Annotated in this window: 13 protein-coding genes; 2 read left to right on the top strand and 11 right to left on the bottom strand. The window is 48.6% G+C overall.

Annotation, left to right across the window (positions count from 1 at the left end):
• Positions 1–183: 183 nt before the first annotated feature.
• Together AC1S8V_RS27810 and AC1S8V_RS27815 are read right to left on the bottom strand one after the other, a co-directional pair.
• Entirely contained in the window at positions 184–2,247 is a 2,064-nt protein-coding gene (locus AC1S8V_RS27810) for a molybdopterin-containing oxidoreductase family protein (RefSeq protein WP_482071560.1), read from the bottom strand.
• Positions 2,248–2,673: 426 nt separating this feature from the next.
• Positions 2,674–3,525, bottom strand: a complete 852-nt coding sequence (locus tag AC1S8V_RS27815; RefSeq protein WP_482071561.1) for a formate/nitrite transporter family protein — start codon at positions 3,523–3,525, stop codon at positions 2,674–2,676.
• 201 nt (positions 3,526–3,726) lie between these two features.
• Between AC1S8V_RS27815 and AC1S8V_RS27820 the strand changes: the two genes are divergently transcribed.
• A complete protein-coding gene (locus tag AC1S8V_RS27820; RefSeq protein WP_482071562.1) occupies positions 3,727–4,296 on the top strand; it encodes an MBL fold metallo-hydrolase in 570 nt (189 codons plus the stop codon).
• A gap of 247 nt (positions 4,297–4,543) precedes the next feature.
• Here AC1S8V_RS27820 and AC1S8V_RS27825 read toward each other — a convergent pair whose 3' ends face one another.
• Positions 4,544–5,905 (bottom strand): FAD-dependent oxidoreductase, encoded by a 1,362-nt coding sequence (locus tag AC1S8V_RS27825; RefSeq protein WP_482071563.1) that lies wholly within the window; start codon positions 5,903–5,905, stop codon positions 4,544–4,546.
• Between the two features lie 459 nt (positions 5,906–6,364).
• Here AC1S8V_RS27825 and pelA point away from each other — a divergent pair, with 459 nt between their 5' ends.
• Entirely contained in the window at positions 6,365–7,540 is a 1,176-nt protein-coding gene (gene pelA / locus AC1S8V_RS27830; RefSeq protein ID WP_482071564.1) for a pectate lyase, read from the top strand.
• Between the two features lie 108 nt (positions 7,541–7,648).
• Here the strand turns inward: pelA and AC1S8V_RS27835 are convergent, their stop codons facing one another.
• From AC1S8V_RS27835 to AC1S8V_RS27870, 8 genes are all read right to left on the bottom strand, one after another.
• Positions 7,649–8,128: a glutathione peroxidase gene (locus AC1S8V_RS27835; protein WP_336762611.1), complete on the bottom strand. Its 480-nt coding sequence runs from the start codon at positions 8,126–8,128 to the stop codon at positions 7,649–7,651.
• 148 nt (positions 8,129–8,276) lie between these two features.
• A complete protein-coding gene (locus AC1S8V_RS27840; protein WP_482071565.1) occupies positions 8,277–9,089 on the bottom strand; it encodes a (2Fe-2S)-binding protein in 813 nt (270 codons plus the stop codon).
• 93 nt (positions 9,090–9,182) lie between these two features.
• Complete coding sequence (locus AC1S8V_RS27845) at positions 9,183–10,067, bottom strand: ABC transporter ATP-binding protein (protein WP_482071566.1); 885 nt, start codon at positions 10,065–10,067, stop codon at positions 9,183–9,185.
• 722 nt (positions 10,068–10,789) lie between these two features.
• Positions 10,790–13,909 carry a GAP1-N2 domain-containing protein gene (locus AC1S8V_RS27850; RefSeq protein WP_482071567.1) on the bottom strand — a complete coding sequence of 1,040 codons (3,120 nt, stop codon included), beginning with the start codon at positions 13,907–13,909 and terminating at the stop codon, positions 10,790–10,792.
• On the bottom strand, positions 13,909–15,168 hold the full coding sequence (locus tag AC1S8V_RS27855) for a TRAFAC clade GTPase domain-containing protein (protein ID WP_482071568.1): 1,260 nt from the start codon (positions 15,166–15,168) through the stop codon (positions 13,909–13,911). The genes AC1S8V_RS27850 and AC1S8V_RS27855 overlap by 1 nt, the downstream gene beginning before the upstream one ends.
• A 55-nt stretch (positions 15,169–15,223) precedes the next feature.
• Positions 15,224–15,871: a beta-mannanase gene (locus tag AC1S8V_RS27860; protein WP_482071569.1), complete on the bottom strand. Its 648-nt coding sequence runs from the start codon at positions 15,869–15,871 to the stop codon at positions 15,224–15,226.
• Positions 15,872–15,890: 19 nt separating this feature from the next.
• Positions 15,891–17,174 (bottom strand): vWA domain-containing protein, encoded by a 1,284-nt coding sequence (locus AC1S8V_RS27865; protein ID WP_482071570.1) that lies wholly within the window; start codon positions 17,172–17,174, stop codon positions 15,891–15,893.
• 142 nt (positions 17,175–17,316) lie between these two features.
• Entirely contained in the window at positions 17,317–19,794 is a 2,478-nt protein-coding gene (locus AC1S8V_RS27870; protein WP_482071571.1) for a transcription initiation factor TFIID, read from the bottom strand.
• Positions 19,795–19,796 lie beyond the last annotated feature (2 nt).

Below are 19,796 nucleotides of genomic sequence, written 5' to 3' on the forward strand. Positions count from 1 at the left end.
TCTCTGATCCATTCTCCTTAGTACCATAAAAACGTATTACCATACCAAAAAAGCCTTTGCCCTGACGGCATACTCTGCCAGAGCGAAGGACTTTGGAAGTGTTATATCTATTTGCTCTTTAGATCCTGCTCAAGTTCGATCCTTTGTTCATCTTACCTCAAAAAATTCATGCTGCAAGCACACTCATTGACGCTTCACTTCGACAGTGGCCGAGAAGAAGGTAGCTCCGTTACCCATGTCCGACAACCGATTGGACGTCAGTGAATTCGCCCGCTGCTTCTTGCCGTCACCATCCCACCATAAGCCTTGGCTGATGACGGTTCCTGGCAACATGGCTTCACTTACCTTGGCGGTAAGTTCAATGCGACCACGATCATTCCATACGACCACTGCATCTCCGTCCTCCACGTTTCTGCGGGTAGCGTCCTCGGGGTGCATTTGCAATAGAGGCATCTTCTCCAAACGCTGATGTTTGGCTGAATTGCCAAAGGTGGAGTTCAGGAAGTTATGGTTTGGCGGAGACAGGAACATCAACGGATACGTATCGGCAGGTCCAGCCGGATTCTCCCCATCATATCCTTCAACCAGAGCGCTATAGGTAGGGAGCGGCGGAAGCCCTCTCTGTTCCATCGTCTCCGAATACAATTCAATTTTGCCTGAAGGCGTGGGCAGCTGATCCAGAAATGCAGCATGTGGCGTCATATCCAGCTTCACGAATCGGTGTTCCTTCAGTCCCTCCAACGTGACTCCATTCATGTAGGGGTTGCCTGTGCCCTGAAGTGCGTCCTCAATCATCTGTTCCGGCGTTTCTCCGAAGATTGCAGGATCGTACCCCATAGCCTGCCCAAGGATTGAGAACAGTTCCACGTTGCTCTTGCTCTCCCCAATCGGTGCAATTACCGGCTCTTGCAGATGAACGTACTGATGCCAATAAGAGGTGTACAGGTCCGTCGCTTCAAATGAAGATGTGGCTGGCAACAAGATATCTGCATATTTCGCCGTATCCGTGATGAACAGATCATGCACAACCGTGAACAGATCTTCCCGTGCAAAACCTCGCTCCACCCGCTCGGTATCCGGTGCCACCACCAGTGGATTGCTGCAGTAGACCATCATGGCCCGAATCGGCTGCTCTGCTTCCAGCAACGCTTCACCAATCCGGTTCATGTTCACCACTCGCGGCTCCGGATTCTGCCGCAGCTCCGGACGTTCCAGCGCGTCGCTATTCGTGCTCGCGTAGCTGTTGGTGCGAACGGCACCGCCGCCTTGCTTCAGCCACTGCCCTGTAATGGCAGGCAGACATGCAACGCTACGCACGTTCATCCCCCCATTATCATGGTGCTGGAGGCCATTGCCGATGTGAATATGGGCTGCCTGTGCGTTGCCGTATAGTTCGGCCAGCTTCACAATGGTTTCCTCCGGCACGCCAGTAATACGTGCAACACGTTCAGGGGTATAACTGCGGACATGATCACGTAGGGCCTCATGACCCACCGTATACTTTTGCATAAATGCTTCATCCGTCAGTCCCCGTTCGAACAGCACATGCATCATTCCCAACGCCAGTGCGCTGTCCGTGCCTGGGTACAAAGGAATAAACCAGTCGCCCCACTGGGCGGTACGATTGCGATGAACGTCGATTACGACGATCTTGGCGCCTTTCTTACGGGCTTTCTCCGCCAAAACGACCTGGTGCATATTTGTACTGACGATATTACCACCCCACACCAGGATGAGATCCGCATGCTCCGTATCTTCCGGCACCGTTCCCCTGTTGGCGCCCATCGTATATTTCCAGCCGGTATTTCCAGCCGCATTACAGATCGTCTGCTCCAGCACACTCGCACCTAGCGCATTGAAGAAACGCCGATCCATGCCGTCTACGCCGAGAATGCCCATGTTGCCGTAGAAGCTGTAGGGCAGGATGCTCTCAGGCCCGTAGGTTTCGGACAATGCAGTGAATTTGGTCGTAATCTCGCGAATCGCTTCATCCCAACTAATACGTTCGAACTTGCCTTCACCTTTGGCTCCTACACGTTTCATCGGATATTGTAGACGCTCGGGGTGATACACCCGCTCAGTCATATTTCTAACTTTATTACAGATGGCTCCCTTGGTGATCGGATGATCCGGATTGCCTGCCACCTTCACAATTTTGCCGTTCTCTTTATGTAGTAACAGACCACAAGTATCCGGACAGTCGAGCGGACACACCGCCGCAAATATACCATTCTCCTGATCGATCATCGTAAGGCTCCCCTCTATAAAAGCTATCCCTATATCATATCTTCTTCGAGGTTATCGCGTAAAGAGAACAGTATGTTTTTGCTTCATATTCGCCGCTATAGCGGCTTCAAAATATTTTCAAAAAAATGTTTTTGAGTTTGATTCAACTTCAGAATTCAGGGGTAAATTAAAAATAAGGCATTAGGCTAGTGTTTCCCCACTTCCTCCTCATGCCATATCATGGACCACTCCCGAAATTCGCCATGAACAGGTTTCGTTCCCCCGAACCTTGTCATGGCGAATTTATTTTGCGTTAAACTCCAACAAGGACCCCATACAAAAAAACGATCCCGTCCTGTTCCGTCACAGCATATGCGCCATGAACCGAGCAAGAATCAGAATCGTCTTGACTTCTAATATACGTGTATACATACCTCGTTGTGCCCGCTATGCTTGTTTGCTCCACATCGCTCTGGCTTCAGTATCCACAGGTTCGATTGATGTCGCTATCTCTGGCTTCACTTTCGGCTCCAACTCACGCAGGTACACCATCCAATAAGCTGCGGCTACAAACAGAGCACCACCAGTCAGATTCCCGAGCCATACCGGAATGAAATTCATCACATATTGGCCCCACGAATAATGTCCTTCGAAGATTGCCGCCGGGATGAGGAACATATTGGCCACAACGTGCTGGAATCCAATCGCCACAAATGCCATCGTTGGAAACCAAATACCTAGTACCTTACCACTCATCGTATCCGAAGCATAAGATAACCACACGGCCAGCGCGACCAGCCAGTTACAGCCGATTCCAGAGGTAAAAGCTTGCAGGAAGCCGTCATGCAACTTATGCCCAGCCATATCCACCACTTTCGCCAGATATACACCCTCTCCGGTCAGACCCAGCACATGTCCAAACGCGTACGCGACAAACAAAGCTCCAACAAAGTTACCAACCGTCACTAAAGTTAGATTCTTCAACATACTGCCCATAGATAGCTTACGAGCAATTGTCGCGAGTGGAACAGCCATCATATTTCCCGTCAGCAACTCTCCCCCACCAATGAGCACCATAATCAATCCAACCGGGAACACCGCTGCTCCAATCAGATTGACCAAACTTCCCCACTCTGCTGGCGCAGAAGCAATTACCCGAATATCCAGTAGAAAACCCAGCGCGATAAAAGCCCCTGCCAGAAAACTGAGCACCAGTACGGAAGATACCGGATATTGAGCCTTCTTCATTCCTGTTTGCGCCGTATATTGTGCAACCTCAAGAGGTGTTTTTGCTGCCATTATGATCCTCCCCTTCACCATTCATGAACAAACGAAATCAGCTTTTCTGTTAATATGTTCATTGTATCGCGAAGGTTTCAAGAGGTTTGTTACTTTTATCACAAAGTTTGAAAATGAATAACAGTGCCGTTTTGCTTCTCGCCGTCATCGGTGTGATATAATACTTTCGTCTAATTTTTTTTGATATTAAAGGAGAACACAATGGACCAGGTTTTAATTTTAAATATCAAATTTGAATATGAAGGAATTACTCATAAGATTCACCCTGTTGTTTTAAAGAATAGTGAAGAAATGGTATTGATCGACTGTGGCTATCCTGATTTTTTCCCTCTTATTTCAGACGAACTTCATAAGCACGGAATATCTGCAAAAGATTTAACAGCTATTTATATCACCCACCAAGATGATGACCATATGGGAACTGCTGCGGAATTCAAGCAAAAATATCCTTCATTAAAAGTAGTAACCTCAACACTGGAAGCACCATATGTGTCAGGAGCTATGAAAAATTTACGCTTACTTCAAGCCGAAAACATGCTTGAACAATTACCTGATGAACAAAAAGATTTTGGACTTGCATTTTGTGAACGTTTAAATATGTTAAACACAGTTCATGTAGATCAGATGGTTGATGATGGCGATTTTCTAAATTGGGCCAGCGGTTGTGAAATTATTTCAACACCAGGGCATACTCCGGGACATACTTCTTTATATCTCAAGGACCAAAAGATTTCTAAGCACGGGCGATGCTGCTGTAATCGACAACAATGAGCTTGTTGTTGCTAATCCACATTTTTGTTTAGATTTAGAGGCTGCTGAAAGATCGCTCGAGAATATTAAGAATATGGATGTTGAGACATATATCTGTTATCATGGCGGCATTTTCAAAAGGTAATTCGACAAAAAAACATCCCAATGTATTTATCATCGGAATGTCTTTTTGGTCACGCGCTTCTGCTCTTCCGGTACCCTCTGGAATTGACGCCAGGAGATGCACCCGGTAGCTAATTTTACCGGCTTACACCATTGCTGGTGCTTTTACCTCTATTGGAGGCAGTGCTTGCAGACCCGCCGTGTTCAGGAAGTTCCACGGTTTGTTGTAATGAGGCTGGAAGAAGAAGTCGATGAAGGCCAGCTCGTCTACGGTCATGTTGTTTTGGATGCAGACCGAGATCGTATTAATCGATTGAGTCAGATCAACCTGTGACATTACTTGTGCTCCGACGATTCGACGAGTAGCCTGCTCGTATACCACTTTGAGCAACAGTTTCTCAGCCGTAGGCATGAATTCCGGACGGTAGCTGTCTTCCAGCACCACGGATTCCACAATCAGACCTTCGTCAGCAGCAGATGTTTCCGTCATCCCGGTACCTGCAATATTTTGCTCATAAATCTTGATACCCGATGTTCCTTGTGTACCCATATACGGTGTCGTAGGGCGAACCAGGTTGCGGGCTACCAGTGTACCCATCCGCACGGCGTTGGTCGCCAGTGGAATGTAAGATGCTTTACCAGTCGGGTTGTAATGAATTGCACAACTGTCACCCGCAGCGAAGACGTCTTTTTGACTGGTTTGCATATATTTATCCACGATAATTGCACCGTTCGGGAGCATATCCACTTGACCTTTGAGCAGCTCGGTATTTGGACGGAAACCAATGCACAGAATAACCAGATCGGTTTCGAACTCCCCTTTGGACGTAATTACCTTGGTCACTTTGCCATTCTCTCCAGTAAACTTCTGTACCGTTTGACCGAGAGCCAGCTTGATGCCGCGTCCAGTCAACGTATCTTCGATCGCATCCGTGAACTCAGGATCCAGGTATTTGTTCAAAATCCGGTCCACACTGTCGATCAGGGTGACTTCCTTGCCGTTCATTTGGAAAGCTTCCACCAGTTCTACGCCGATATATCCTGCACCTACAACGGTAACGCGTTTGGCATCTTTGGCTTTTTCAATAATCGTGTTGGAATGATTGTAGTTTTTGCATAGCAGAATGTTGTCCATCTCAATGCCTTCAAGCTTCGGAACGACAGGCCATGAACCAGTTGTCACAATCAGCTTGTCAAACGTATCTTCAAATTCTTCCCCGGTTTGCAGGTTTTTAGCCCGAAGCGTATGGCCCTTGGCATCGACTGCCGTCACTTCATGAAGCATCTTGGTCACAACACCTAGCTCTGCCAATTGATTGGGCGAAGAATAGAACAAGCCGTCAGGGTCTTTTACAACCCCACCTACGTAAAGCGCAATGCCACAAGATAGGAAGGAGATATTGTCATTGCGCTCATACACCGTGATGGTAGCGTCCGGGTACAATTTGGCGGTGTTTACGATGGCTGCGGTCCCTGCGTGTGTACATCCGATAACTGCGATTTTCATTAAAAGTTCCTCCTCGAAGTATATAAATGAGTTTGAATATAATGTTATTATGGTTGTGAAATATTTCACTTCTTAATCGATACTGTGTATGTGATTTATTTCACTTTATACACTCATTATAATGTGATATTTTTCACATTGCAATAGGTTTTGCAAAAAAAGTTTGTCGAAAGAAGTTATTCCCTTTTATTTAAACCTTTCTTCCCTTCGTTTTATTGATTTCATTGTCCCCGGATCCGGGTCAGTTTATGCTATGCAATGGCTTCCGGATCTCTATATAGATGCTTTCAGTTAGAGCCTCTTCCCCATTCATGTTTTACTTGTACAAAAAATAAATGGCTTCAATTTTCATGACAGGGTTGATTTTTAAATTGGTAAGCGCTTACAATAATAACAATCCTTTAAATGGCTTTTATGTAAATTAAACACCAAATCTCACTTCGTTCAGGAGGCGTTCATTTGAAGAAACGTTCAATGCCTGTCGTATTCCGCATGGTTCCTGTTACGCTTGTCATCACCATGATGACAGCTGGAGTAGCGATCCCCTTCGCTGCTGCTTCTGCCGATTCTCCACCCGTTACAATTAAAACGGAGGTTCTGTCCTCCAAACTTCCAGCAGCTGCCGATGTATCTTCCCTGTTTCAGAAGTTCAGGGATTACAGCAATTTTGCAACTGGCGATCTGGCTAAAGATACGGCCTATGCCCTCAATATCGTTTCGTGGCAGATGCCGCACGGTGGATTTTACAAAGACATGAAAGAGCAGTACGCAGCACCCTGGGATGGTGTAACAGCACGATCAGGCTGGAAAGACCCGAATGGGATTGAACTTGGCACCTTCGATAATGATGCAACAACTTCCGAGATCCGCTTTCTGGCTGACATGTATGAAAAAACCGACAATCTGGCCTTTAAGAACAGTGTTCGCAAAGCGGTGGACTTTATCCTGATCTCCCAATATCCATCTGGAGGTTGGCCACAGGTCTATCCCAAACGAAGTAATTACTCTGACGCGGTGACTTACAACGACAATGCGATGGTACAAACGATGGTTTTGTTAGACGATATTGTTGAGCGAAGAAATGGGTTTAACAACGATATATGGACCTCCAATGACCGCAGCAAGCTGAAGAAAGCTTTGGACAAAGGGATTGATTATACGCTGAAAGCGCAAATTATCAATAATGGCTTGCCCACCGTTTGGGGTGCGCAGCATGATCCTGTGACCTATGCTCCTGTGACGGGCAGAGCGTATGAATTAGCTTCCAAATCGGGATCAGAGTCGGTGGCAATTGCTGCTTTTCTCATGTCCAGGCCTCAGACTCCCGAGATTAAACAAGCCGCTAAAGGGGCTCTGCGATGGTTCGATACGGTGCGAGAGAATGGAACCAAGTATAACCGGCAAGGACCCGTATATTTTGAACCGGATGCAGGAAGTGTGATCTGGTACCGTTTCTATAACGTGGATGAAGATGTGCCTTTCTACGCGGATCGGGATGGAATGAAGTACATGAACATTCTGGACATCAGTGAGGAACGGAGACACGGCTACTCCTGGGCCGGAAGCTATGCTCGTAACCTGCTTAAGCTGGCCTCGGATCAAGGCTATTACACACTAAGTAAGCCCTTGCCTTGATCCTGGAGCTACATCTACCTGATGAGAAGCTAAACCTACGTCGTATATAAAGTCATCTAAAAAGCCTATCCTCGCATAAGCAAGGATAGGCTTCTCTACAACCTTGTATTAACCGAGTAATTTCTCGATTTCTGCACTCATGGCTTCCGGGGATTCTTTCGGTTCAACGCGACCTACCACTTCACCTTCACGGTTAACAAGGAACTTGGTGAAGTTCCATTGGATGTCGCTGGTTTCACCTGCGCCGGGTTGTTGCTCTTTAAGGTATTGGAACAGGGGATGTGCTTCCTCACCATTCACATCTACCTTGGCAAACACCGGGAAATTCACACCATAGTTAATCTGGCAAAATGATTCCGCTTCCTCACTTGTACCTGGCTCTTGCCCTCCAAACTGGTTACAAGGGAACCCCAGTACAACCAAGCCTTGATCGCGATAACGATCGTATAGCTTTTGCAATTCACCGTATTGCGGGGTCAGTCCACACTTGCTGGCTGTATTGGCAATGACCAATACCTTACCTTGATACAGATCCAGTGAGACTTCTTGGTTCGCGGTGGTTACCGCCTGATATGAATATACGGACATGACTGATTCCTCCCATGACATATGTTAGTTTGGGCTGTTGCGAGCACGTTGGCATAACCATTGAACCTACAGCCTGTCCTATTATTATAGACCTGATCCGATGCGATTACCAAATCCCGGTATACTCATACCACTGCTCCGGGTTACTTTAACCTGACTTGGCAGCCACAATCGCATCATACCGCTCTTGCCGCTCTGCCTTGGTTAGTTTGGGACAGCTGTAACAGTAGTTCTGCCCACCATACACTTGATAGTGCAGACAGCATGTCGGCTTCATCAGCATGGTCTCTCCAGGTTGATGCGGATTAGCAATCTCGACCGGTTTGAATGACAGCAAGTTCTTCCGTAACCCCAGAATTTCCGGTGGCATGGCGATGACATGCTCATATCCCTGAATCACCGCTTCTCGTTCTGATTCTGTAATGTCCATCTTCACTACGGTCGTCTTGAACCATCTCAGAATGGATGCGAGCTGTGCCCACATCTGACCGGTGTTCGCTTCTCCGGCAAGCGCCACGCCTTCAATCATGGGACGTAGTTGTTCACCGTAATATGCTGTAAGCAACTTATTCCGCCAGTGGGATGCATCTCCACCACCGTTGAAGACTGAACCAGGATGGGCATGCTCAGTTGTATCTACAAGTTGAAAATGGAGTACGGGACGCCCCTCTTGAACCTCCAACTGTAGTTGGATATTCTCCAGCGAAATATTCAGCGACGTGTCACACATGGACGTCATGTAATGAATACCAAGCAATAGACCACGAACAGAATGCATGAAATATACAGCAGCAGAGCGAAGAGAATCTGCACGCAGATGCTCATTATAGGCTTCGAGCATACGCTTTGCGTTCTCCGGATGTCTTAACCATGTCAGAGGCATGCCAAAAACCGGTTCGTTAACCGGACTGGTCGTTATACGTCCATATTGCTCTAACCACGTGTAGTTAATTGCTCCCATCGGTTGCAAACCTCCCATGAATGCGAATGAGCCGCGTGCGTTACGCACAGCGGCTTCATTCTATAGTGTAAGGACCACGTATGGCCCATTTCGTTAACTTCCTGTCGCTTGAACGCGTTGTTCTGCCCGTCCTCCTGCATGAACCATCGCGCTGTTCATGACCATCTGGTCTGGTGTTTTCGATTGTTGACGTTCACCTGCAAGAGCATATGGCAAGCAAAGCGGTACACCGGAACGCGGGTCAATCACGATATCTGCTTCAATGTTAAATACTTCACGAAGTACATCCGAATTCATAACTTCTACAGGTGAACCATGAGCGATTGCTTTACCTTTTTTGATACCAATCATGTGATGTGCGTAGCGGGAAGCATGATTCAAGTCATGCACAACCATAACAATGGTACGGTTGGCTGTGGCATTCAGCTGCTCCAGTAATTGCAATACTTCGAGCTGATGAGCCATATCCAGGAACGTTGTCGGCTCGTCCAGGAAAAGGATATCCGTTTCTTGGGCAAGTGCCATCGCAATCCAGGCACGTTGACGCTGTCCACCGGACAGTTGATCAATCGGACGATCATGGAATTCAGTCATGGCTGTCACTTCGATAGCCCATTCAATCATGCGTTTGTCTTCAGAACGCATGGAACCAAATCCTTTTTGATAAGGAAAACGTCCGTAGGATACCAGTTCAGTAACCGTAAGTCCTTCAGGGGCTGTCGGGTTCTGTGGCAAAATCGCAAGTTGCTTGGCAACTTCACGCGTGGACTGCTTATGGATGGACTTCCCGTCGAGCAATACACTACCTGCTTTTGGAGCCATAATACGTGCCATCGTTTTCAGGATGGTTGACTTCCCTGAACCATTGGCTCCAACAAGTGCTGTAATTTTTCCTTGGGGAATCTGAATGTTCAGATCCTCTACAATTAGTCTTTCCTCATAAGCGATATCCAGTTTGGTCGTCTCCAGACGAAACATGCGATCATCCCTCTCTCATTTATCCCGGTTATGTAAATCCGGCTATAGACAACGAAAACGAAATTGTAATTAAGTGTATTTCCGGCGCAAATATCTTCTACATTAAAGATACTGATAATCATTATCATTTGTCAACATAAAAAACCAATTTTTCTTCTTTTTCCGAGCTTTATTCGGTCTTTCTGAAGCAAATTGCAGCTCCTCTTCCAGAATAGATATGAGAGCTTTTCTCATTCATCATGCGCACTTCATCACTTCTCCCTGTCTCTCGAAATCTTGAATCGTGAATTTTGTGTCCGAGTTGTGAACAAATAATTTTGTTTTCATGCAATGGCTGTATAAATTGAACTAAAGGATAGTTACACTGGCCACTCCGATGACAGAACAACCTTCTGCTCGCTGTTATCCCCAGATTTTTTGATCCTTTTTTAAAGGGTAAATCCGGGGATAGCATATGCTTCCGATGTAGCTTTCTTTTAGAAAGCTTTTAGGCGAACGTTTCACTTCTTCAGGTTATTTCTGTCCTCTCCATTTTTTGTGTAAATGTTAGTTCAATATATTCATCCGCGATATAAAATAAATAAAGATGACCTTGAAATCTAAAGTTCAAGGTCATCTCACATACGCTCGTTTAATAAGGTATGAAGTCAGCAATTTTCATTATATGATCAAAAAATACTTAATATATTTATGCAACATGCTCTAGTAATATGACTTACAGCTTAGTTAGGCTGCGGCATCAATTGGATTACGACCATCTCGCCCTGCGTGCTCTGCACACTGGCAATGCTCTCAGCATCAAGATCTGCTGGAAGATCGATCTGCAATCCATACGGATAGAGACGATCTACCTCTCCAATAGACATCTGTGCAGGAGTGGTCGCATCCTCTTCATTGGATACTGATGTGTCAGGCGATGTCGAACCTGTACCCGTTGTTGTATCGGTAGCAGGATCTGAAGAAGAATCACCCGATGTTGAAGGATCTGCCTGCTGATCGCCATCCTCCGTCTGCTCTGTGTTCCCCGCGTTTCCCGCTGACGATCCATCCGTGCTTCCTTCGGAAGTACTTCCTGAACTACCATCAGAAGGATCTTGGGTATCCGGCTCTTCATTCCGATTAAAGCTCTCCCACTTGCCAGTTGAATCAAAATCCTGCGTGCTGCCATCTTTCATCATCAATTGGAGTGAACCTTGCTCAAACTCATCACTTCCCGTATCATTCCTGAAACGGATCACCAGTTGAGCAACGGTTTGCGTACCCTCCTGTTCACTCGCAGGAATCATATAAGCAATCTGCTCCGCGAGCTGTACCTCAGGTTCAGCCGGAATGACAGGCTCTTGGGTAGATGGAGGTGATGCCGCTGGCGGCTCTTCAGAATCATTCATCCATGCATATGTACCGCCAGCAATACCCAAAACCAGGATCAAGAGGATTAATCCGAACAGATTCTTCCTTTTACCCGTTAGCATCCGCACCAGTGGAGAGGACAATTCGGTCTTGGCACGGTCATAGGCCGGCTTCATCGCCTTGTTTGCTCTCGCATAATACGATTTGAAAGCCGACTTCGACTTGAAAGCTTCACGGTCATGGGACTTGAAATAGGCCACAAGGGCATCCGCATATCCTTTATGCGCATTGGAACCCCGGACAAACATTCGATGATCTCCTGACCATTCGAAGAATGGATACAGCCCTTCAGCACGACTTGCATTGGTGCGGATGAATTCAATCAGGCCAGGATAATCCAACCGATTGCTGCCGCTTCCTCCCCGATAAAAAGCCATCGGCAAAGCTTCATATGCCGCGATCCCCGGATGAGCCTGCAGCTCTCCGGCAAGCCAGCGACGCGTCCAGCGTTGAAGTTCATTGCGCTCTACAAGAGAGAGTGCCTCCAGCTCTTCTTCGTCACTGCTTTCACCACTAAGCCACGCTCTTGCAGCCAGCATCATGTTCGTTCGAGCGGATACATCGGAGCCCTGACGTGCCGCCCAATCCCGAACCTCATTGCCATGCTGCAAAATATCGATGCTTAATAGCTGTTCACGGTTAACCCGATCCAGATCCAGATCCTGAATCATAAACAGGTTAATGACATAAGCGAGCTTGTCTGCAAGCCGGGTTAGTTCCTCCTGATATGTCGGGTCTTGACTGGCAGAGGAAAATCCCCCTTTTCGATTAGAGCGAGCTGTAGCTTCAGATTGGCCAATTCGTGCTGTAATGCCTGTATCATAAGAATCTTCAGCTGATACCCGGTCGAGCACACTAACACGCTGGAGAGCTTCATTTGCAGACTGTACCGGATCAGGCGCAGAACATAATCGTTCACGCAGCTCATTGGCTGTCCGCTCCAGCAAGTAGTTGTAGTGAATCGCAGACGGATGAGATGTAACCCATCTTCGGATCACTTCCACGACGTTTGCTGCTGATTCGGTGCGTTTCAACTGATTGTCCAGATAAGGCTCGAACAATAACTTGGTGAGTGATTCATTGGCCAGCACTTTATCAAAGAAAGCCCGATTCAGCTGCGGATCCCGATCCAGCACAGCATACAATTCCTGCACAGCACGCATACGCTTCTGGGCGCGGGCATTATTCACACCGTAGATGAAATAGTCCACAATCCGGGATTGCACCACGGGCGCGGCAACACTGAAATATTCTCCAATGCGAGCTGCGACGTCTTCTTCGGGTACGTTCTCACGCTTCACGCTGTCCAGTTCCCTGCTGAGCAAGGTCAGGAACAGCTCGTTCAGACGGGAACGTTGCTGTAATCCACCATCCGGCTTCAAATAGGTCAGCAAGCCACTCAGGACATGACTTTTGTTATCCAGATAGAGGTCTTCCATGCCTTGTTCAAGACCATAGAACACCGCAAGTTCGCCATATGCTTCAATGGAAAGTTCCCGCCCAGGTTCCATGCCGGACATCATTTCATCCGCAAACGTATAGAACGCATCCGCCCCACCAGGTTCCTGTAATAAGGCCCAGGCGAACTCAGCATAAGGTAACTTCGCCACAGATGCATCCGCATGTGTCACTCTGCCGGATACGAGATCAAAGGTGAAATCCTTCTCCGTATTCCGGTCTTTCGGACGTAACGTTCCTCGCTCTACAAACTGGACGTGAATGCCCTTTTTGGCCTGTGGCTCCTTGGCAAACGTCATGAATCCCAGCTGCCGCCGGAATGCGTATGGTAAAACCGTGTACAGCAAACGTAACAATCCTTTGGCCCCTGCGGTCACTTCCTCTGCGGGAAGGTCTAGTGCAATATATACTTTTCTGCGTGTCGCTACGGATTGCATCACCGCGTACAGCAAGCGCTTGAACAGCACTTCGTTCATTTTCAAGGCACTTAGCATCTGACTTGGCGACGAATCAGGACCACTTCCCGACGATGTGGGCAATTCAGCAAGCGCAGGCAGTACTGTGCCTTGTTCGATGTCATAGGACGTGACGAACAAGGCATCCAGCCAGTCGCCTTGCTTCATCTGCTCTTCCGAGCGGTCGGGAGACAAGACGTAATTATGAGCGAAAAAGGCGCTACGCAGCCCGGTGAAATCCGCAGCTTGGTACACATTTTGCCCAAGGATCGTCTCTCCACTCTCCAGATGAAGCAGGTGAATGGAAGCCGGAAACTTCGTTTCGTCCTTCTCGCTACGGCCTGTTAACTCCGCTGGAGCGTCATAGACACAGTAGGGGTGAAGCACTTTTTTGATAAAAGAAGGGTCCAGTCCCGGCGATGCCGCAACCGTATCAAACCCCTCTGTTGTGCGAAACACCCCGCGCCGCTCTCGGGTATACAACTGTTGTTCAATGGGCGGGGTTACGGAAGAACGCATTATCCCACTCTCCCCTCAATGTACTTCAGCTTGTACAGCAGCCACAGGAAAGGTTCATCCACACGGATCGGACTAACCACACCCTGCAATTTCATATCCACCGGATTGCTGCCCAGCGCAGATACTGCGAAATAAGCTGTATCCTTGAAGTACACATCCATCGTACCCTTGAACGGACGGTCCACCTTCTCGATAAAACGCCGGATCTCCCCGTCGATATTCTCGAACTCAGTTAGGTCGAACCAATCGCGGTGCACCATGTTGCGGAAGACATTGCTGTTGGATTTGATATAATCGCCCTCTTCATTCTTGAGGGAATGCAGCATGTCGCTTTTCGTGAGCACAACGGCCGTTGGAATATTGGTCTTGGCTTTGTCCTGATACGCGATAAAATCTCCAAACATCGTCAGCACCACATCGCGCGGCTCATCGTATCGCGGTGTCCACTCTCCTGGCTCATTGCCGAGGTTAATGCGGATTTTGTCCCGAATCGAACGAATCTGAAGCGGGTCCACCATGAACAGGATACCTGCAGAGTTCTTGATGTGCTGCCCGTGAAGTCCGAGATAATCCTGCTCCACCATACCTTCACCCGCGACGTCAAAGAACACCAAAGTCAGAGGCGCTTTATCTTCGTCCTTGAACACAAACTGGAAGATAAACGGCTCCTGCAGCTTCTCCTTCTGCGTGGAATCCAGCAGATCGCCCCGCTCGAACAACGGCTCTTCATAATCCGCACGGAACCGGCGGCTGATTTCCGCATTCAATGGCATGCAAGCCGCGTCAAAATGATCCGCCGTATAATGCTGCAATGTATGAATTAATGAAGTCATGTAGACGGATTTCCCCACCTGGGATGCACCAATGATGGAAATGATATTGCTCGGTGCTTTGCCTGCTGTAACAGGCAGTTCGTTATGACACTGCGGACACAACCGGCGGCGTGTAACGACACCATATCGATCGTTCAGTCCCATCACGATGTTATCCGAATAAATCCGATGTTCCTCGGGTACATCATGTGGAGCCAATACGGCCTCCATATCAAATACCGTATCGAGTCCGAACCTTTCGCGATACCGATTCAACTTCGCATCTTCCCCGAGTGCGTAGTCCTCATCATCATCGCGGTGATGGGCGGCACGGAACACCACCTCTTCTGGTGAAAACTTGCTGAAACAATAAGGGCATACAATATCGTAAAACAGCGGACGTTCCTCCGGCTGTTGTCTCTTCAAAAACCGACTAAAAAAGCTCATAGCCACTCCCCTCCCCTGATCAGTCAGACTAAAGATGTACACTTAGCCTAACTATCTAGTCTGATATAAGCCGATAGGCGGCTCCATATTTCGGTCCGTCCGTGAAGAATAACCTCACATAATCATCCTTGGCAACTTCAACGGGCGGCATCTCATTTCTTCCGGGAGCAAAATCACTCACAAAAGGATACACCGTACCATCTTCCTTATTCAGCGGAACCCCGCCCTGCTTGCGAACATAACAGAGAGCTTCCTTTGGAACAGATACTTCCGCTGTGACAGTGATCAGTACACTTTTTCGTTTCTGAAAAAAACCGCTCTTGTATCGAATGGAAAAACGGATATCCGCCTTTCCTGCGCTTGCAATCACCATATTGTCCTCATCTCGTTGACGGATCAGCACAGGCCCGTCTTCCTGCATCTGACACACATACACCGTGTATTTGATGGCCCCAAAGCCCGTGATCCGATCCATGTAACCATTGCTCGCCTTATATTCCTCTCTCGTGTACAGCTTCAGCTTGCCCTGTGCTGGCTCTTCCCCGGTATGATCATCACCCATCATATCCAGCTCCAGCCGTTCCACATAGACAGCTTCTACCCGTTCCGGCCAGAGCCAGCGAAGTGTACAACGCCCTTCGTCCACCGCAAGTGTCAGTTTTCGAATCAAGGGTGTCGAAGGGTCTGCATCCGTAAACCGCATTTCCATTGACCTCCCGACGTTAGAATCCTTTGCTGCGTGTATCTCTTGGTCTCTGACCAAACCCTTTGGCAGAAGAAGTTCCGCCGCCAGCTTCACGACGACCTCGGCTCTTCCGCGGCGTGTTCTCCTTGATCGGAACAATCCAGGAGAACAGGGTCAGTACGCCAGATAAGATGAGCATCGCACCAAGACGTACGAAGGTATCACCCACATTCGAACCGTCGAGGCCCCATTCCAGCAGAAGCCCTGCCAGTAGACCCGACACCGCACCACCAATACCAAAACTGAGCGCGAGATGACGATTATCAAACACAAGTCCGAGTGACACACCCAGCGCCACGCCAATTAGTAACACGGCTGCTACACGGAAAATCGCCAGATAAACGCTATGCTCCATCATGCCTGTACGCTCCGTTACCAGCGTCCGTTCATCAATCGTATCGTAGATCTGCTGGAATGCCAGATTCAAACCACCGGAATCCGGTACATCATAGTACATGCCACCCGTTTGCTGGGCAATATTACGCAGCAAATCCGTTCCTGATGGATCCACCAGACTGAGGCCGACTGTATTAATGGAAATCTGTTCGTTGTTATATTGGGACAAAATATCGGTCGTGTCCGCTTCACTGAAGCCATCGGATAACAAGATGACGACGGTACCTCGTTTCGGGTCCTGTTTGCCCTGAATCTGTTCCATGCCTTCCCGCAGCACGGCATCAAAATTGGTGCCGCCCGAAGTCGTGACAATGCCATCGATTTTGCTATAAACCTCATTCTTGGCCGCTTCACTATCCAGCGCAATAAACGGCTGCAACAACTGCGGTTGGTCATCAAACGTAATGACAGCTACCTGTTTGTCGCTCTCCATTTGGCTGATCAGTGTCTTGGCTGCTTCAAAGCGTCCGTTATCCGGATCTGTATCATTCATGCTGCCCGAGTTATCAATCATCAGTACGATGTCTTTCACTTGCTTCACACCGCCTGGATTGATCTGGTACAACAATTGCAGGGCGAGTCCAACAACAAACAACAGAGCCAGTGTTGCCGGAACAAGCAATTTCCACGACAGTCCCAGATACCGGAGCTTCCATGAAGCACCATTCAGCTTGGGTGAGATCATCTCTGCGATCAAACAGAACAATCCCACACTCAGCGCCAGTACGCCAAAGTATAATCCCATCAGCAACAGACGTGGCATCTCCCCAAGCCATTGATGCAGCATGATTTCTCCTGCCGCAAAGCCCACTGCCCCGCCAATCAGGCTGAACAGGACCAGGAGAAGATTGATTTTTCGCTGCATGTCCACATGCATCCTTTCCATACCAGCCGTAAGCAGGCTGAGTTAATACAAAATTGTAGCAAGGTGTATTCGGTGTCCTGAATGGAAAACAGATCAACATCCAATCTGTGCCTCCCTTCCATCCATAATACCGCCAGACGTCTTAACGGATGGGCGACAACTTCTCCACCAGACCTGCGGGGTGAAGTTCATAACCATTCTCTGTGTACGAGTCGTAATATACCTTGCCGTTCCGATATACCATGAGATCCTCCAGATGGAAGCCGCCCATCAGATTGAGCTTCTCCACACCACTGCTGCGTTCTTCGTACACCACACCCAGCTTGTAGATGCGTGACGTCTCTTCGGCATGCGCCGCGTAGTCCATGAAAGCACTATGATGGTCACCAAAGAAATACTTCTCTTCATACCGATGTTCCTGCGTATAATCGAAGACCCGCACCCGAACGACCGCCTGATCCTCCAGTGTGTGATACAACCTGCGGAACAGATCATCCCGGGTTAATACGTCTTTGTCTCCGTAGGCAATCGTTACATTCGCCCGTTGCAACAGCTCTTCTTCAAATGGCAATTGCAACGGCTCAGCCGTAAGCAGCAACGAGTGACATACCTCCATCAGACGTTTCAGCAGACGGTCATCGCCTGCCGTTGCGAGCTGGTTCATGTCTCCCATGTAACGGTCCTCAAACCATACGTCCCGTCCGCGCTTGGCTTCCAGATCGATAATTAGCTCTTCCGTCACTTTGCCGTAGTACTCCATCACGTTCTGGCCGATGTATTCGTCCGCAGCGGCGATACTTTGGGCAGCTGTCTCGCGCAGTGTGCGTTCCAGCGCTTCAAGTGCTGCTGTGACGTGGCGACTAAAACGGTGAAATTCTTCCATCTCCGTATCGTAGATGCGCAGCAGATGTAATTCATTTTCCAGTCGCAGTAATTCTACTTTCGGTACATACACCCGCCCCAGCATGCAGTCAATCAGATTGCGCACATTCTGTTTATCACGGAACAACGCTCGTTTGAACGACTGATCTTCCACTCGCTCTTGCAGACGTTGCTCCAACAGAGCACGTGCAGATTCAAGCTGCATCGACTTATCCCGAATCAGTCCAAGCAGCGCTTCGCGTACACTGCCAGGCTCACTGTCACTCCAGGCTGCCCACTGGAAGTAACCAACCTCTGGATGTTCCGCGCGGGATTGTTCGGCCTGACGTCGCAGAGAGCCGCCAGAGCTGCGCTCGCGCACACGCTCTTCGACAAGACGGACGACGTTATCGCGGAAGTACGCTTCGGCTCCTTGTCCGAACAATGCTCTCTCCGCTTCACGAAGTGAGAGCGGCTTCAGATCAGAGAAACTGACGTTATGCGTCATGATGCCACTCATGCCACTAACCAGATCTTCATTGGGCAGCAGACCTTCGACTTTGCGCTCCACCGAGGCCGCGTCCAGTCCGAAGAAGGCGAGCTTGTCCTTGATGCTCCAATCCGGCTCCTGCCGCATGCGCGCGAGCAGATACCGATACATGTGATATAACACCGCCAGTGCAATCGGCTTGTTTGGCCGCCTGATCTCGGCAAAACCCGCACTTGCATAACCATGCTGATCAGAGGTGGTACGAATATTGTTTTTAAAGGATGTATTGTTGTACGTGTTCGCGCCCGTGCTTGAAACGGTACCCGAGTGATTTGCATCCTGCTTCCGGTTCTTCAGCAGGCAGATTCGGCAGATGATCTCAGCATTCTCCATCCAGCCACCAGGGACACCAGTTCCACGCTCATTTTTATCAGACAATATATAGACGAGATCGAATAAAGGTGACGCAGGATGAGTAACCGGAATGGAGATCCCATCCTCCGTCACCAGCAGTTTACCGCTGAACGTGTAATCCAAGGATTGCATATAATCCAGTTCCCGCAGAAAAGCTAGACCTGCTGCGCTGGCATACCCGAAGGAATCCACCTGTTCCATCTCACTGACCAATACATGCAGATCCGTCTGAACCGACTTGAAGGCTTGGGACAAAATGGTCTCCGTCAGCTTGGTGAGCTCTGGCAACAATACATTCAGCGGATCATCCGCTCTGGTTACCACCGTAACGTAAATCCGATCAAATGACGAGTATAACCGTCCATATTCGGCAATTCGGTTACTGACCCGGCGAAGTGTACGATTCAGATCGTAGAGCGCCTGATCCGATTCATGGAAACTGCGGTGCACATCCTTACGCCGTGTTTTGGATGGTCGTTCCTTCTGTCCAGCGGACAGAGGCAAGCGATGAAGAGTTACCTGACCGTCTTTATCGGATGAGCTATCACTCATCGTTGCTTCCGGACGTTCCACACGTGAATTCGTTGATGCATTATCATGACGACTCGCTTCCTGATCTTCTGTCCCGATCTGAACGTAGACCACACCGTCTCCATTATCCCATTTCAACTGGTTAATCTCCCTCACGGCAGACACAGCAGGTGCAACTTGATCACCTACGAACAGAAACAAGGCCGGGTAATGGATACTGCTGCGTCCATCACCCAGGCTGCCTTGGCGCTCCTGCTCTGTTGCGTACTGTACCGCGTACTTCTCCAGATCGCGCTTCAGGGTATTGTTCGAGCCTAACTCCATCC

The organism is Paenibacillus sp. B46(2026), from assembly GCF_056786355.1.

What these genes read in the sequence shown, in the direction of transcription:
- AC1S8V_RS27810 (WP_482071560.1), bottom strand. Translation starts at nt 2,247, where the DNA reads ATGATCGATCAGGAGAATGGTATATTTGCGGCGGTGTGTCCGCTCGAC.
- AC1S8V_RS27815 (WP_482071561.1), bottom strand. Translation starts at nt 3,525, where the DNA reads ATGGCAGCAAAAACACCTCTTGAGGTTGCACAATATACGGCGCAAACA.
- AC1S8V_RS27820 (WP_482071562.1), top strand. Translation starts at nt 3,727, where the DNA reads ATGGACCAGGTTTTAATTTTAAATATCAAATTTGAATATGAAGGAATT.
- AC1S8V_RS27825 (WP_482071563.1), bottom strand. Translation starts at nt 5,905, where the DNA reads ATGAAAATCGCAGTTATCGGATGTACACACGCAGGGACCGCAGCCATC.
- AC1S8V_RS27835 (WP_336762611.1), bottom strand. Translation starts at nt 8,128, where the DNA reads ATGTCCGTATATTCATATCAGGCGGTAACCACCGCGAACCAAGAAGTC.
- AC1S8V_RS27840 (WP_482071565.1), bottom strand. Translation starts at nt 9,089, where the DNA reads ATGGGAGCAATTAACTACACGTGGTTAGAGCAATATGGACGTATAACG.
- AC1S8V_RS27845 (WP_482071566.1), bottom strand. Translation starts at nt 10,067, where the DNA reads ATGTTTCGTCTGGAGACGACCAAACTGGATATCGCTTATGAGGAAAGA.
- AC1S8V_RS27850 (WP_482071567.1), bottom strand. Translation starts at nt 13,909, where the DNA reads ATGCGTTCTTCCGTAACCCCGCCCATTGAACAACAGTTGTATACCCGA.
- AC1S8V_RS27855 (WP_482071568.1), bottom strand. Translation starts at nt 15,168, where the DNA reads ATGAGCTTTTTTAGTCGGTTTTTGAAGAGACAACAGCCGGAGGAACGT.
- AC1S8V_RS27860 (WP_482071569.1), bottom strand. Translation starts at nt 15,871, where the DNA reads ATGCGGTTTACGGATGCAGACCCTTCGACACCCTTGATTCGAAAACTG.
- AC1S8V_RS27865 (WP_482071570.1), bottom strand. Translation starts at nt 17,174, where the DNA reads ATGCAGCGAAAAATCAATCTTCTCCTGGTCCTGTTCAGCCTGATTGGC.
- AC1S8V_RS27870 (WP_482071571.1), bottom strand. Translation starts at nt 19,794, where the DNA reads ATGGAGTTAGGCTCGAACAATACCCTGAAGCGCGATCTGGAGAAGTAC.